The organism is Paenibacillus sp. PvR133 (genome assembly GCF_017833155.1).
Classification (GTDB): domain Bacteria; phylum Bacillota; class Bacilli; order Paenibacillales; family Paenibacillaceae; genus Paenibacillus; species Paenibacillus polymyxa_B.
This window is the reverse complement of record NZ_JAFIBS010000001.1, coordinates 4,119,976-4,134,327: the sequence shown is the minus strand read 5'-3', so window position 1 is coordinate 4,134,327 and position 14,352 is coordinate 4,119,976. Positions and strand designations below refer to the sequence as shown.

Annotated in this window: 16 protein-coding genes; 2 read left to right on the top strand and 14 right to left on the bottom strand. The window is 43.4% G+C overall.

Annotated features, from left to right (window positions below):
- Window positions 1-9 precede the first annotated feature (9 nt).
- Both JOE49_RS17940 and JOE49_RS17935 read right to left on the bottom strand, forming a co-directional pair.
- The gene (locus tag JOE49_RS17940; RefSeq protein WP_209942247.1) at window positions 10-921 is read right to left on the bottom strand and encodes a glycine betaine ABC transporter substrate-binding protein; all 912 of its coding nucleotides are present in this window, start codon (window positions 919-921) and stop codon (window positions 10-12) included.
- 9 nt (window positions 922-930) lie between these two features.
- A complete protein-coding gene (locus tag JOE49_RS17935) occupies window positions 931-1,587 on the bottom strand; it encodes an ABC transporter permease (RefSeq protein ID WP_209942245.1) in 657 nt (218 codons plus the stop codon).
- A gap of 131 nt (window positions 1,588-1,718) precedes the next feature.
- On the opposite strand from JOE49_RS17935, the gene JOE49_RS17930 reads away from it, so the two are divergent.
- Window positions 1,719-2,072, top strand: a complete 354-nt coding sequence (locus JOE49_RS17930) for a winged helix-turn-helix transcriptional regulator (RefSeq protein ID WP_023988623.1) — start codon at window positions 1,719-1,721, stop codon at window positions 2,070-2,072.
- 182 nt (window positions 2,073-2,254) lie between these two features.
- On the opposite strand, the gene JOE49_RS17925 is transcribed toward JOE49_RS17930, so the two are convergent.
- Window positions 2,255-2,587: a branched-chain amino acid transporter permease gene (locus JOE49_RS17925; RefSeq protein ID WP_023988622.1), complete on the bottom strand. Its 333-nt coding sequence runs from the start codon at window positions 2,585-2,587 to the stop codon at window positions 2,255-2,257.
- Entirely contained in the window at window positions 2,568-3,299 is a 732-nt protein-coding gene (gene azlC, locus JOE49_RS17920; protein ID WP_160790906.1) for an azaleucine resistance protein AzlC, read from the bottom strand. The genes JOE49_RS17925 and azlC overlap by 20 nt, the downstream gene beginning before the upstream one ends.
- A gap of 107 nt (window positions 3,300-3,406) precedes the next feature.
- Here azlC and JOE49_RS17915 point away from each other — a divergent pair, with 107 nt between their 5' ends.
- Window positions 3,407-4,798, top strand: coding sequence for an aminotransferase-like domain-containing protein (locus tag JOE49_RS17915; protein ID WP_160790194.1), 1,392 nt, complete (start codon window positions 3,407-3,409; stop codon window positions 4,796-4,798).
- A gap of 115 nt (window positions 4,799-4,913) precedes the next feature.
- Here the strand turns inward: JOE49_RS17915 and JOE49_RS17910 are convergent, their stop codons facing one another.
- The 10 genes from JOE49_RS17910 to JOE49_RS17865 all read right to left on the bottom strand — a co-directional run bounded on the left by JOE49_RS17910 (window position 4,914) and on the right by JOE49_RS17865 (window position 14,246).
- Entirely contained in the window at window positions 4,914-5,333 is a 420-nt protein-coding gene (locus tag JOE49_RS17910; RefSeq protein ID WP_160790193.1) for an ester cyclase, read from the bottom strand.
- A 243-nt stretch (window positions 5,334-5,576) separates the two neighbouring features.
- A complete protein-coding gene (locus JOE49_RS17905) occupies window positions 5,577-5,879 on the bottom strand; it encodes a beta-xylosidase family glycoside hydrolase (protein WP_237449120.1) in 303 nt (100 codons plus the stop codon).
- A 319-nt stretch (window positions 5,880-6,198) separates the two neighbouring features.
- Window positions 6,199-6,507: a hypothetical protein gene (locus JOE49_RS17900; RefSeq protein WP_025723019.1), complete on the bottom strand. Its 309-nt coding sequence runs from the start codon at window positions 6,505-6,507 to the stop codon at window positions 6,199-6,201.
- Window positions 6,508-6,627: 120 nt separating this feature from the next.
- Entirely contained in the window at window positions 6,628-8,478 is a 1,851-nt protein-coding gene (locus tag JOE49_RS17895) for an ABC transporter ATP-binding protein (RefSeq protein WP_023988615.1), read from the bottom strand.
- Complete coding sequence (locus JOE49_RS17890) at window positions 8,471-10,234, bottom strand: ABC transporter ATP-binding protein (RefSeq protein ID WP_209942243.1); 1,764 nt, start codon at window positions 10,232-10,234, stop codon at window positions 8,471-8,473. Before JOE49_RS17890 ends, JOE49_RS17895 begins: the two co-directional genes overlap by 8 nt.
- Before the next feature lie 73 nt (window positions 10,235-10,307).
- The gene (locus JOE49_RS17885; protein ID WP_160790024.1) at window positions 10,308-10,718 is read right to left on the bottom strand and encodes a MarR family winged helix-turn-helix transcriptional regulator; all 411 of its coding nucleotides are present in this window, start codon (window positions 10,716-10,718) and stop codon (window positions 10,308-10,310) included.
- A gap of 311 nt (window positions 10,719-11,029) precedes the next feature.
- Window positions 11,030-11,173, bottom strand: coding sequence for a hypothetical protein (locus JOE49_RS17880; RefSeq protein ID WP_160790025.1), 144 nt, complete (start codon window positions 11,171-11,173; stop codon window positions 11,030-11,032).
- 103 nt (window positions 11,174-11,276) lie between these two features.
- Entirely contained in the window at window positions 11,277-11,507 is a 231-nt protein-coding gene (locus tag JOE49_RS17875) for a hypothetical protein (protein ID WP_023988612.1), read from the bottom strand.
- A gap of 5 nt (window positions 11,508-11,512) precedes the next feature.
- Window positions 11,513-12,736 (bottom strand): Ger(x)C family spore germination protein, encoded by a 1,224-nt coding sequence (locus JOE49_RS17870; RefSeq protein WP_209942241.1) that lies wholly within the window; start codon window positions 12,734-12,736, stop codon window positions 11,513-11,515.
- On the bottom strand, window positions 12,717-14,246 hold the full coding sequence (locus JOE49_RS17865; RefSeq protein ID WP_028541285.1) for a spore germination protein: 1,530 nt from the start codon (window positions 14,244-14,246) through the stop codon (window positions 12,717-12,719). The genes JOE49_RS17870 and JOE49_RS17865 overlap by 20 nt, the downstream gene beginning before the upstream one ends.
- Window positions 14,247-14,352 lie beyond the last annotated feature (106 nt).

Below are 14,352 nucleotides of genomic sequence, written 5' to 3'. Positions count from 1 at the left end.
CCCCCACACTCATTTAATTGAGTCATAAAATTCTTTTGCCACATCTTCATATTCTTTTTTATCCACGTCCACTTTTGCATTCAAGGCGGTTACCGTTTCCGTATCCAGCGCCGCACTCACCTTATTAATAACCTCAGCTATCTCTGGATTTGTATCCAGCACATTATCACGAACAACAGGAGCCAAGTTATACGGAGGCCATACTTGTTTGTCATCTTTCAACAGTGTGAACTGATCTTTATTAACTAGTTGCCCTTCTGTTGTGTAAGCTGGGGCAACATCCGCTTCATTGTTTTTAAGCACTTCATATTTCAAGCTGTTATCATATACTTTAGATGACTTCCAATTGAACTTACCATACACTTTCTCTAGAGCTGGAATTCCGTCTGCACGTTGGTCAACTTCTCCTTGTGAGGCGAATCGAAGCTTACTTACATGTTTTTGTAGATCAGTAATTGTAGTAATTCCTAGATTTTTAGAAACTTCCGAACGAATAACAAGTCCTGCTCCATCATTTGCTTTAGAGTAATCTAGCCAAGTAATTTTAAATTGCTTTTTATATTCTCCCTTAACTTTCTTATAAACCGTGTCAGGATCAGTGAGCATATCTACTTTCAATATGGATAATAAACCGGTACCTGTATATTCTGGATACATATCGATATCGTTGTTAACAATAGATGAATGGATAACGGAGCCCGCAATATTGGGTACTCGCTCTACCTTATATCCCGCACCCTCTAAAGCCAAAGCGTAAAGTTCACCCACAATCAAATTCTCAGTAAAATCTTTCGTACCGATCCGTATCGTTGCTGCTTTATCTTCAGCATTTTCTGTTTTATCACCACATGCACTTAAAATGAGCGACAATACAAGAAAAATTGAAATTGAAAAATACAGTTTTCTCTTGTTTCTAGACATATCTTTTACCTACCTTTTCAAAAATCTATATTTAAACAAAATACGCTCGGACATATCAAGCATTACCCCGACTGTAATTGCTAAAATTCCCACCGAAAACCCACCAATCAAAAGTAAATCCACTCGATTAAGTCCTAAACCAGTAAAGATGATTTCCCCTAATCCACCCGCTCCTATTTTGGCAGCCAGGGTAGCACTTGCAATGACCTCAATGGCAGCTATTTTAATCCCTGTCAGAATAATTGGCGCAGCTAATGGGAATTTGACTCGCCACATTACCTGTTGTTCTGACATACCCACTCCATGAGCAGCTTCAAGCAAAAAAGAGGGAACAGACTCTAAACCGGCTATCATATTCATTAATATAGGAGGAATTCCCAACAGTACCAGGGCAATTAAAGCTGGTTTTGTTCCCGTCCCCATAATAGGGATTAGAAGGAGTAGAACAGCTAAACTAGGCATAATTCTTAGAACTTGGAACAAGGATACGATCCATTTCTCTGTTCGTTTGTACTTACAGGTTACGTAACCCAACACAATTCCAACGGAGGCAGAGCAGAGTAAAGCTAGTAAACTTATTATTATATGCTCTTTCCCAGTTGCTAAAAAAACATGCATGTTATTTGAAAAGTAGGCTGTTAATTGCATCCATAAGCTGTCATTCAAGGTTTCTCCACCTTTCGTTTAATTTGCTTTTTCCTCGACCGCTTTATAATATAAGCAATATAATCGTTTTGAAAGTAGGCACCTTTTTATTAGATAGGAACCAAAAAGTAACTATTGGAGGATTAGACCGAATGATTACAAAAAAAGAGTTGCCTCTTTGTCCGGTGGCGACAACGGTTGGACTTATAGGAAATAAATGGAAGTTGCTAATAATGAGAGACCTTTTGAAAGGAACCAAACGTTTTGGTGAACTTCGTAAAAGTATTCCAGAAATCAGTCAAAAAGTTCTAACAGAAAATTTGCGGTCTATGGAAGAGGATGGTATCGTCATTCGAACCGTGTATGCCGAAGTACCACCTAGAGTCGAATACAGCTTGAGTGATTTAGGGAATACTTTAAGACCCATCATTAATGTTATGGAAACGTGGGGTTTGGAATATCATAAGCTCAATGAGGAAATTCCTCGTAACATGAAGGATTCTTAAAAAACTGAGCCCGATTAAGTGTTTTGAGGACGAGAATGACAAGCCTTTGAATATTTTAAAAACAACGGAGGACTAAGGTTAACATTAGTCCTCTTGGTTATTGTTCGTGCAACTGATGGTCACTCCAACTATTTTGTGTAAAGTTTCAATAGCTAACCTGCAACAACGGAGATGATCAACTTTTAGAATATAAATTGGACCAGGAACATATAGAGCAGTGTACCGCCAGCGATGGATATCAGCATGTTTCTTCTCCAGAGATGCAGCATAATAATGACGACAATGGAAATCAATTCGGCCACACCATGAGACCCAGAGAAAAAAGTGACATCCTTAACACTGTAAATGACCAGCAGTCCTAAAGCTGCCGAGGGAAGCACTTTGCCGAGATACTGTACATATTTAGGTGTGGGACGTCCCGAAGGGAACAAAATAAATGGAATAAATCGGGTCATTATCGTTCCCAAGACGACCATTCCTATCGTTGTGATGTTTTCAAACAAAGTCATGGACATCGTGTCTCTCACCTGTCATTCTATCTAGTGATTTTCTCATGAAGGAGAGCACGATAAGAAGACCTATCATAGATGGAACGATGAAATTTTCGCTATTAAAAATAAGCAGGCAAAGGATCGAAATTCCCAAACCCAACAATGCACTATGATGTGTGCTCTCTTTCATCCATTGTTCAATAAAGATCACAACAAAGAGCGCCGTCATCACAAACTCAAGCCCCTCCATATTAATGCGCACCAGAGATCCGAAAAATCCACCAATGGCAGCGCCAAATACCCAGTAGCTATGATTAAGCAGGGTTACGAAAAACATATACCATCCCTTGTCGACTTCTTTGGGGATGTTTGCTGTGTAATTAATTGAAAACGATTCATCACATAGTCCAAAAATTAGATAGAATTTTTTGAATCCGGTGCCTCTGTATTTTTCAAGCATGGATATGCCATAAAATAAATGCCGGGCGTTCACCATTAAGGCCATTAGCAAGGCACCTAGTGGATTGAACGGACCGAGCAGTAAATGCACTGCAACAAATTCCATGGATCCGGCAAAAATAAATAGGGCCATAAGGATCGCATACCCCGCACCAAAGCCAGATATATTCATAAGAATGCCGTAGGCAATCCCTAGAAACAAGAATCCAGCCAGTATGGGAAGTGTGGAAGGGAAAGCTGATTTAAAGGCCAATTGAAGCTTACTTCTGTGTATCATCGTTGCTACATCTCCTTGACAAGATTACATTTCTTCGTTAGTTTAGCAATGTAAATCCATACAATCAATGATACAATTGTATGGATTACAATATTGTGAGGTGTGCTATGCCATTTAATTCGTTTGAACATTATCCGATGTCGTGGAAACCTGACAGGGATAGATTGCAACGACCGCTTTATCGCTCTCTCGCCCTATTGCTGGAACATGACATCAGACATGGCTTTTTGGCTCCGGGTACAAAACTTCCCCCTCAGCGGGAGCTGGCCGATTTTTTGGATGTGAACTTCACAACGATTACACGCGCATACAAGCTTTGCGAGCTTAAAGGATTAATTCATGGTGTGACCGGAAACGGTACCTTTGTTTCAGCCAACGCGGCTCGGTCGGTCACCATTTCAAAAGATCCATCCTCAAACGTACATATTGACCTTGGTTTTGTTGCCTCATTTGAGCAAACCAATGATCTGGTTACTGAGGCCTTAAAGCACGTGGTAGAGAAAAGTTATTTGGAACAGCTATTGAATTACAATGATCCTGCAGGTATCCCGCATCATAAAATGGCTGCTCTCAATTGGATGAAGGCTTTTGGCATCCAGGCCGATACTGAACATATGGCGATCGTTTCAGGAGCCCAAAATGCATTAGCTATTACACTCTTAGCACTGTTTGAACCCGGGGACCGAATTGCGGTTGACCAGTATACGTATGCCAATTTTATTGAAGTCTCCAAAATGTTTCGTATCAAACTAGTTCCCATTTCAGGGGATGAGTATGGTATGTTACCTGAAGCTCTGGAAGACCAATGTTCTCAATCGAATTTACATGGTGTGTTTTTAATGCCTTCCTGCGCTAATCCCACGACCATTATAATTCCGGAAAAGCGAAAAAAAGAATTAGCTCAGGTCATTCAAAAACATCATTTGATCCTGATTGAGGACGACATTCATGCCTTTTTGTCAGCGAACATTATAGATCATTATGGTCAGCCGATGTATCAGCTGCTTCCTGAACAAACGGTTTATATTTGTAGCACCGCCAAATCCATCTGCTCAGGTCTTCGAGTGGCCTATATCGTGTTTAACGAAGCATTCAAAGACACAATGATGAAGGCCATATACAACGTCAACGTCAAAACATCCTCTTTGGACGCAGAGATCGTAACTGAGCTGATTCTGTCAGGAAAAGCAAATATGATTGTTACGAAGAAAAAACAATTGGCCGAGACAGCCAACCAGTTATTTGCTGAATTCTTCCCAAATACTCTCCACGGGGGACATCCACTGAGTTTTTATCGATGGCTACGTTTACCAAAAGTTATGCACGAAGCTTATTCTGAAGGTTTTTTTCTGGAAAAAGGGGTTCGTGTATTTCATTCCAATCGATTTCTGAGCGGTGGGAATGCAGAAGAAAATTATCTAAGAGTAGCGCTTTCATCCACTAGTTCTTTAGAGGAATTAAGAAGAGGATTAGAGATTTTAAGAGAGAGCCTCGAATGAATTGATGTCTTGATGCGTATAGCTACATTCAAAGGCTCAGGCATTATTTTATTTATATTTCATAACAAAGTACGAATGTTCACAGCACAAACAGTGGTCGTATTGAAATGAACCTCTACGAACTTGGAACAGCGCCAATTTGTTGAAGTAATCCAAGCATATCGGGTTGACCATATTCTTCTACAATTTGTCCACCAGAGAATCGATAAAAATTCATCGCTTGAACCTCGATGGTTTTCCCTGTTGGAGGAAAACCGAAGAAACTGCCTTGGTGCGTACCTCGCATAATGAATCGCGCAGCCACCTTATCGCCTTCAGCAACCATCTCCTTCAGTGTCCATTGGATATCAGGGAAGCCAGTTCGCATCATTTGGATAATTGCAAGATATCCATCCGGTCCCTTCATCGCATCTTCCCGTGCTGGGACATAGAAAATCGCATCTGGGGCAATAAGTTCTTCTGCTTGCTTTACGCTAGCCGTATTTATAAACTCTGTAAACCGGTGCATCTGTTGTTTATTCGCTTCAATTGTCATTCTCAAATTCCTTTCAAAATTTTTTATCCTTTTCGTTTCGTGCCCATCACCATTGAAGTAAAAGGTTCCTGCTTGATCAGTAAATCTCCCTCACATCAATATCATAATTGATAACTAAAGACTTCAAAGTTACGATATTAATTTAACTTAGGTTTTCAAATTCATAATAAGTACGCTCGTGTTTTTTGTGAAGTAGGCACCTTAATGTTCTATAGTAACCATTTGGTAACTAATAATACTTATTTATTCATTCATTTCATCAACGTTATATTCGAAAAAATCAAAATCAGCATATTGTTGATGTTTAACACGATCGGCACAGGTCAAGCCAACAAAACTACCTGTAAACTCACCATACTTGATATATTCATCAGAGAATATCGTGGTATCTAAGCCATTTACAATAGCTTCATATTCTTTACCGTCATAACTCCTGAGCGACTGAAAATGTGTTCCTGCATAAAAGCGAAGTGTATACGCAATATTGCTGTAGGACGTAATCGGATTGTTCGCTGCCTGGTCCACATCCTGGGGGTTTACCGTCAACTCCCCTTTCGTTGATCCAGCTGTTAAGTCTCTTAGCATCCAGCCAATGAATATTTATTTTGTGGTTATGGATTGTTCTTCCCAGTATATTGACATATCAGGTCCTCCGTTTTCCTCACATCTGCTAATAAGAGGCAATCAGCGGGTGAAGTCTATCATTTTGTAGCTTTACTATGTCCACTGCAGTTGCGTGGTTAACAAAAAATGCTGACATCTATGTAACTTGATGTCAGCATTCAGAAATCAGCACTGTCCATTGCTGTAAAGATACACTACGAAGTCAATAACCTTCAGCAGAATAAAAATAGTGAATAGTTCTTCACCCATCCACCACATCTGCTTGCAAATCTGTTGCAATTTCAATCATCTTAGGCACGACAGCCTCATCGGAAATAGCCACATACACATCCCCCATGTAATGGCGAAAAGGTATTTCTACGTCAGCATACTTCCACATGAAAAAATCTCCCTCGATCGACATGGTGCTCTCAGCACCTTGTATGATAAGCACTCGTGAATACGAAAAGTCTGGCTGGGATGCAAAGTAATCTTTGCACTCCTCCAGGGAAATAGATTGCTCCACCGGACTTTCCTGCATGGAACGGGTGATTCGAAAACGCTGGTTCATTGATCTGCCTCCACAATTATGATTAAGAAATTCTGGCTTTCATACCTTATAATGTCCACATGCTGATGTCAATGCTGATGGAACTATATGGATATTTATTATGTTTTCAAGCAGTTACTTTTAGGATGCATGTTCAAACTGACTGTTGTATAGATCAGCATAGAAGCCGCCTTTAGCCAGCAATTCCTCATGGTTACCCATTTCGATAATGTCACCATCCTTCATGACCAGAATCAGATCCGCATTCTTGATCGTCGAAAGTCGGTGAGCAATCACAAAGGAGGTTTTCCCCACAGTCAGCTGGTCCATCGCTTGTTGAATCAGCAATTCCGTACGCGTATCAACCGAGCTTGTGGCCTCATCCAGAATGAGCATGGGTGAATCTTCAATCATCGCTCTTGCAATGGTAATCAATTGCTTTTGACCGGCGGAGAGATTGGCTTTGTCGTCCAGCACTGTATCATAGCCCTGCGGCAGTGTTTTAATGAAGCTGTGCAGCCCCACCGCTCTACTAGCAGCTTCCACCTGCTCATCGGTAACATGATCTTTGGAAAAGACGATATTGTCACGAATCGTTCCTTCGAACAGCCAGGTATCCTGAAGCACCATACAGAATAATTCATGAATATTCTCACGCGTTAATTGGCTGATCGGGGTTCCGTCAATGTAGATTTCTCCATCGTTCAGCTCATAAAACCGCATGAGCAAATTCACGAGCGTGGTCTTACCAGCACCTGTCGGACCAACAATGGCAATTTTCTGACCAGCTTCAGCTTTCATGGAGAAGTCCTTGATAATCATACGATCTGTATTATAGCCGAAACGGACATGTTTGAATTCGACATCCCCTTTGGCGGTGTCCATCTTTATGGTCTTGTGACGCTCATCTGCCAATTCTTCTTCACCCAGAAATTCGAATACACGTTCACTGGCGGCAGCCGCCGACTGCAGATTGGTTGCGGCCTGTGCCAGCTGCGACAAGGGCTGTGTAAACAGACGAATATACACCATGAAGGCGACAATAGTTCCGATAGTTATAGTCTGTTGGTTGACCAGCAAAGCTCCCACGACACAAACCGCGACATAACCAAAATTTCCAATGAACATCATGACTGGCATCATCAGACCAGACATGAACTGGGACTTCCATGCATTTGTATATAGGCGGCTGTTAATGCCATGAAACACTTCCTTGGCTGCTTGTTCCCCGTTATATACCTTGACTACGTTATGACCAGCATAGGTTTCTTCGATATGACCGTTGATCTGGCCAAGCTCCGCTTGCTGTGCTACAAAGTATTTCTGTGAATGCTTCATAATCACGCTCATCAGGCAAAAGCCGATCAGCGTAGCTACAATTCCGGTAATGGTCATGATCCAGTTTGTATAAAGCATCATAATCAAGGCGCCCACGAAGGTAGCCAGTGCACCGACAAGCGTGCCGAGACTGTTGTTTAACGTTTGTCCGATGGTATCGACATCGTTGGTTACGCGGCTAAGCACATTACCGTAACTCGTAGAGTCAAAATACTTCAAAGGCATATGATCGATTTTTCGAGACAGCTCTGTCCGCATCTTCTTTGTAAGACGCTGTGAGACGGTTGCTGTAATGAAGCCCTGGAAATAGTTAAAGATAAGACCAAATCCATATAAAAGCGCCAATACAAGAACAATCTTCTGAACAGCACTTACATCAATCCCGGTTACGATTCCTTCCTGAATCAGGTTGGCAATATCACTGAGCTTATCCGGGCCAATCACGTTGAGGGTGGAGCCGACCAGGGCCAGTACCATAGCTAGTACAATCATAGGCACATAGGCCTTGCTGTAGGATACAAGCTGGCTGATGGTCTTTTTAAAATTATTCGCTTTTTCACCAGCACCCTTGCCCCCCGCAGGGCCTTTACCCATGGGACCTCCCTGATTCATTTTCATTTGCTGGCTGTCGACGGTGTGTTCATTCTTATCCATGTATGAGTTCCTCCTTCGAAAGCTGCGAAAATGCGATCTCCTGATAGGTGCTGCAGTTCGTCATCAGCTCTTCATGCGTGCCGCTCCCTACAATCTCTCCCTGGTCCAGCACGATAATCCGATCAGCGTCTTTGATCGTACCTATGCGCTGACCAACGATAAGTGTCGTAGCGTCGCCGGTTTCTTTTTTGAGAGCGGAGCGCAGAATCCGGTCTGTTCTGTAGTCTAGTGCCGAGAAGGAATCATCGAAAATATAAATTTCAGGCTGACGGTAGATGGCACGCGCAATGGACAGCCGTTGCTTTTGACCACCGGACACGTTCGCTCCACCTTGCGAAATTCTACCCTGATATTGACCATCCATTTTTTCGACAAACTCCGTTCCTTGAGCAATACCAACGGCTTCTTTGACAAGTTTCTCCGAAGCTCCTGCTCTTCCGTTATCACCGTACGAAACGTTGGATATCACCGTACCGTTGAACAGTACAGCTCTCTGAGGAACATACCCGATTTTGTTATGGAGTGCCTGCTGATTATAGTTCCTGACATTCACACCGTCCACGAGTACCTCTCCCTCGGTCACATCATAGAAACGGGGAATCAGATTGATCACGCTGGTTTTGCCACTGCCTGTAGCGCCAATAAAGGCAACCGTCTCGCCTCGTTTCGCCGTGAAGCTGATGTTGCGAAGCACGGCCTCCTCCGCGTCCGGATATTTGAAGCTGACATTACGGAATTCCACTTGCCCCATAACGCTCTCTTCTCCAGTCGTCTCATGCCCATTAACGATGCTGGATTCGGTATTCAAAACCTCCATGATCCGTTTGGCAGAGATTGAGGCGCGAGGCATCAGGATGAATATCATACTTACCATCATAAAGGCCATAACCACCTGCATTGCATAAGAGGAGAATACGACCATATTGGAGAACAACGTGATGCGGTCTGGTACGGCCGCCCCGTTAATCAGGTAAGCGCCGATCCAATAGATAGAGACACTCAGACCTGACATAATAAAGGTCATACCTGGGCCAATCATCGTCATTAAACGGTTCGCAAACAGGTTTGTATTCGTCAACTCGACGTTAGCCTGCTCGAACTTCTCCTGCTGATACTGATCTGCATTATAAGCGCGTACTACCCGAAGTCCGATCAGATGCTCACGTGTTACCCTGTTCAGATTATCGGTGAGACGCTGGATTCTCTGGAAACTTGGAAGAGCGAAAACAACAATGACACTTAGCATCAGGATCAGAGCAGCCACGGCCGCTCCTGTGGAGGCGGTCCACTGCCAGTTTTTATCCGCAATCTTCACAATGGCCCACACGGCCAGAATCGGTGCCTTGATGATCACCTGCAGCCCCAGCGCAACCACCGTTTGAATCTGCGTAACATCGTTCGTGGAGCGGGTAATGAGGCTTGCCGTCGAAAAGTTATTCATCTCTTCCATTGAAAAGGATAAGGTCTTGTCAAAGACCATCGCACGCAGACGCATAGCCAGCCCTGCAGCCACCTTTGCCGCGAAATATCCCACAATAATAGATGCAATCATACTGCCGACGGCACAAAACAACATGTAACTGCCGGGAATCAGCAGTTCGGACACAGGCGTTCCTTCCGTTTGCAGCTTGGTCGTAATTTCCGCCATATAATCAGGTAGCTTCAGATCAAGCCATACCTGCACAACGATGAAGGCTAGGCTGCAAACCACAAGCATCCATTCATTTTTCTTGAGATATTTGAATATCTTTAGCATTCTGTTGCTCTCCTTTTATCTGATAGTCTTTGATGTTTGGTGAAGTATAGTGCATCCTGCTCTGCATAGAAATTCAGCTTCTAGAGACAATAAGCTTAATGAGTCGGATCAGTTCTTTGGCATCTTCTTCGTCTAACTTTCGAAGAACATTCTCGGTCCATGCGATTCCTTCATTATACCTATCAATCATAAATTGCTTACCTGAATCCGTAATGAATACAATCACTTTACGTTTGTCGTTGACATCAGTACGCCGTACAACTAGTCCTTTCTTCTCCAGGCTCTTCAGTGCCGTTGCCACCCGTCCCGTACTAACGGACAAGTATTCGCTCAAGTGGCCAGAGGTAACCCCGTCCTTATTGAAATTCAGACAAATGAGAATCCCCATTTCGCCACGTGAAAAGTGCCCTCGTTCCTCTAATGCTGGTTTCCGCGATTTGACGATATACTCGAATAGTTCTTTCGCTAATGCTTTATAATCCAATGGTCACAACACCTTCTCCCTAATACCTTATAGTATGAGATAATTAATCTTATAGTATAAGATAATAATAATGTCGGGTTACAAAGTCAATTAGAGAAAATATGGAATACAAAAAAACCTTCGTAACCAGCTTGTATTTTTACCAATTTTTCTACACAAAAGTCCAATGGAAATGACCAAAGAAAACTTGAGGAGCAGTTTGCAGCAGATATGGAGAAATCTCATGAATCTTGAAAAGGACCGGATCAGTACGGCTCAAATAATATTACTTGGGCTTTTCTCACTTATCGGGGATATGTAAGAGACTGCTTCTAAAAGTAAAGCAGCAGCTCACTAGGACTTGAAAAATAAAGTCTTAGACTGCTGCTGCTTTTACCAACATTCACTTCTACCATTAAAATCAAAGATACTACTATTTTTAAAAGCATTTCTGATAGCAGCATTTCGCTGTTCAAGCAACCATCTCCCGCCACTCAACTGTGACCCATGATATCAACAAGATCAAACTATTAGGAACGGAGCGCTTTCCGAGGTACAAAAGGTGAATTTCCTTACAACCTAATAAAACCAGGATGTAAACAGATTGTTAACCGGTTTATAGATCATCATGACCAGAAGCAATGGGCTCGGCACATTGATTTTGTACAAGGAGCAGACCACTACACCAATGCCCGTGATCCAAAACAAGCCCCAGACCAGAAGGTCACGGCGCCTGCTTCCTCGTGTCAGCAAAGGCACATCGATGACCGCACAAACCGCTGCTGTTGCCAGAAAAAGCAGTAACACCATTGCGCTCACTCCTTGATATCTTCAATAAAAGATTTGTCTGTAATACCAATTCGGTTAATCGACACGCTGGCTTTGTAATGGATAGGTAGCGATTTTAGGTAATTGTCCCCTTTTTTCTGTTGTAGCCTAGCCCAAGCTTGGGGGTTGGCACGGTAGATCAACTGTCCAAAGCCCATAATATCCACATTATAGCGCTCATTAATTTGCTTAACTGCAGTTTTCATCCGCAAGATAATTCGTTCTTCCGATTTCCTTTCCAGCCCTGTAATCACGCGCTCTGCTTCCAGATTATCTTTGCTCATTACCTCTTCAACATTACACAGGGCCTTTACATGGATGTAAATATGTGGTTCACCGTCAATCATCTTGACTTTACGTTTGGTGTCTGTATGAAGTGCTTCAATGACGATGGGCCGTCCGTCGTCTCCTATTACAGGACCTGAGCTTTTGACAACGTTATTGGTGATATAATTGTAGCCAATCGTCTCGTTATCGCTTAACCACCCGATCATCTTATCCTTCCGAAATACAGCTATATTACTGTACTGTAATTTGGCTGTGGGCGAGCTATCTTCCACATTGCTCTTCTTTTCGCCCTCACTAACACTGCCTGACATCTTCACTCCAGTTAGCACCGGATTCTTCCCCTCGTACAACAAATCTTCAATAAATTGGTTCAAAGAAACAGCGACTGTTTTGCCCGATGTCTTATAAGATTTGTCCAGGGAATTATATAATTTACTTGCCGGTAATCTCTCTAGCGGGGTAAGGACCTTCAGAACATCTTCGGCAGTGGTGTCTTTGGCGACCATGGCATAGAAATCATTACGCGGCTCTCGGCTCCGCTTCAGCATATCAAGTGCCTCGCTAATTCCGGCCCGGGCAAGCTCCTCTCCAATCACCAGTATACGGATATGCCCATAGTAGCCAGCTCTCGCACTTTCCAGACTGGACTTGCGCTGGGCTTCATAAATCGTTGGGACCGTAAAGGTAGATACAATCACTGGCACCCCTGCACCTCCCGTCCCTCCCGCCGCCTGCGAGGCAATTGCTGAAGGAATAACCACCTGCAGTGTAACCTTATAGCCAGATTCAGCCTTATCTAGCCCCATTCCCAGCACAAAGGCCATTTCATTTAACTCCTGTCTTTCCCAGCACCCGCTGAGCAGCATAGGGACCAAAAGGGTAAGCAGCAGTCGCGAAACAGTTTTACGGTTTTTTGGGCTCATCTGCCGACTCCTTTTGCTTGGTTGTGCTTTGACGGTCAAGATTTTGAATCATACTTTCTGCCGGCCTTGTCTTTAAACGCGGCCAGGTAAAGCGGAAGATGGAATCCTTCAGATCATTTGAACGGTATGGACCGATCGGACTCATATAGGGCATGCCAAAAGAACGCAGACTCGCCAAATGCAGCACGATTAAAAAGATACCGAATAGTATTCCGTATAGTCCAATAAAGCCAGCTAGTCCGATAAGAACAAAGCGAATGATTCTTGCAGCGATCGACATGCCCGTCTCTGGTATCACAAAACTGGATATGGCCGTAATGGATACAATGATAACCATTGCTGATGAGATAAAGCCCGCGGCAACCGCCGCCTGTCCTATTACAAGTGTTCCAACAATGGATATCGCCTGCCCTATATTTTTTGGAATCCTCACTCCCGCCTCCCGCAAAATCTCATACGTTAATTCCATGAGTACTGCCTCCACAAATGCAGGAAAAGGAACGCTTTCTCTCTGTGCGGCAAGGCTGATAACCAGATTGGTAGGGATCATCTCCTGATGATAGGTCGTAACCGCCACATAAAATGAAGGCGCAAGCAACGTAATGAAAAAGGAAAGAAAACGGATGAACCGTAGCAAGGTGGCAATATCGGCCCGCTGATAATAATCTTCGGCAGATTGAAAAAAAGCGACAAAAAAGGTAGGCACCAACAGGACAAAGGGGGTTCCATCCACAAGAATCGCCACTTTGCCTTCCAGGATTCCCGCTGCGATAGTATCCGGCCGGTCGCTGTTATAGATCGTGGGGAACGGCGTAGCAGCCGTATCTTGAATAAACTCCTCAATATATCCGCTCTCCAGGATACTGTCCGTATCTATTTTGGCCAATCTGCGCTTCACCTCCTGCACCAGGTCAGGATTAGCGATGTTGGCGAGATACATAATGGATACACTGGTTTGAGTCACCTTACCAATTTGGAAGGTTTCTAGCCATAGCTGGCTATCTTTAATTTTCCTTCGAATCAGCGCCGTGTTTGTCCGCATATTTTCCGTGAACCCTTCCATCGGCCCACGTACAACTGATTGTGAGCTTGGTTCGCCTACATTCCGGTCCTCCCATCCAGGCAGTCCGATCCGTAGGGCGCTGGATGTTCCGTCAACCAGCACCATGATATTACCGGATAACAGCTCATGAACAAATTGCCCAAGGTCATGCGTGACGGATAGATCCCCCGCAATCAGCATACGTTTTCGCAAAAGCTCAATCTTCTGATTAGCATCAAGATCTCTCATTTGGTCAGGGGTACAACGTTCCTGAAGCGAAAATAATATGGAGTTATGCAGAACCTGTGTATCCACAAGACCATCAATATAAAGCAAAGCGATATGCGTAGACTCATCCAATTCCAGCTTTTTAGTGATCAAATCGGTGCTTGTCCCGAGCAGTTGAACCAACTGCACCAAATTGTCCTCCAAGCGGTGTGATAATGTGCCAGTAATTGTATCCTTCATCTCACAACCTCCGCATTCCGTGAGCAAACTACAAATAGTATGACAGAAGAACTTGATAATTATCCCCTTAACATTCCTTTTCGACTATCAATTAATAATTATGTTA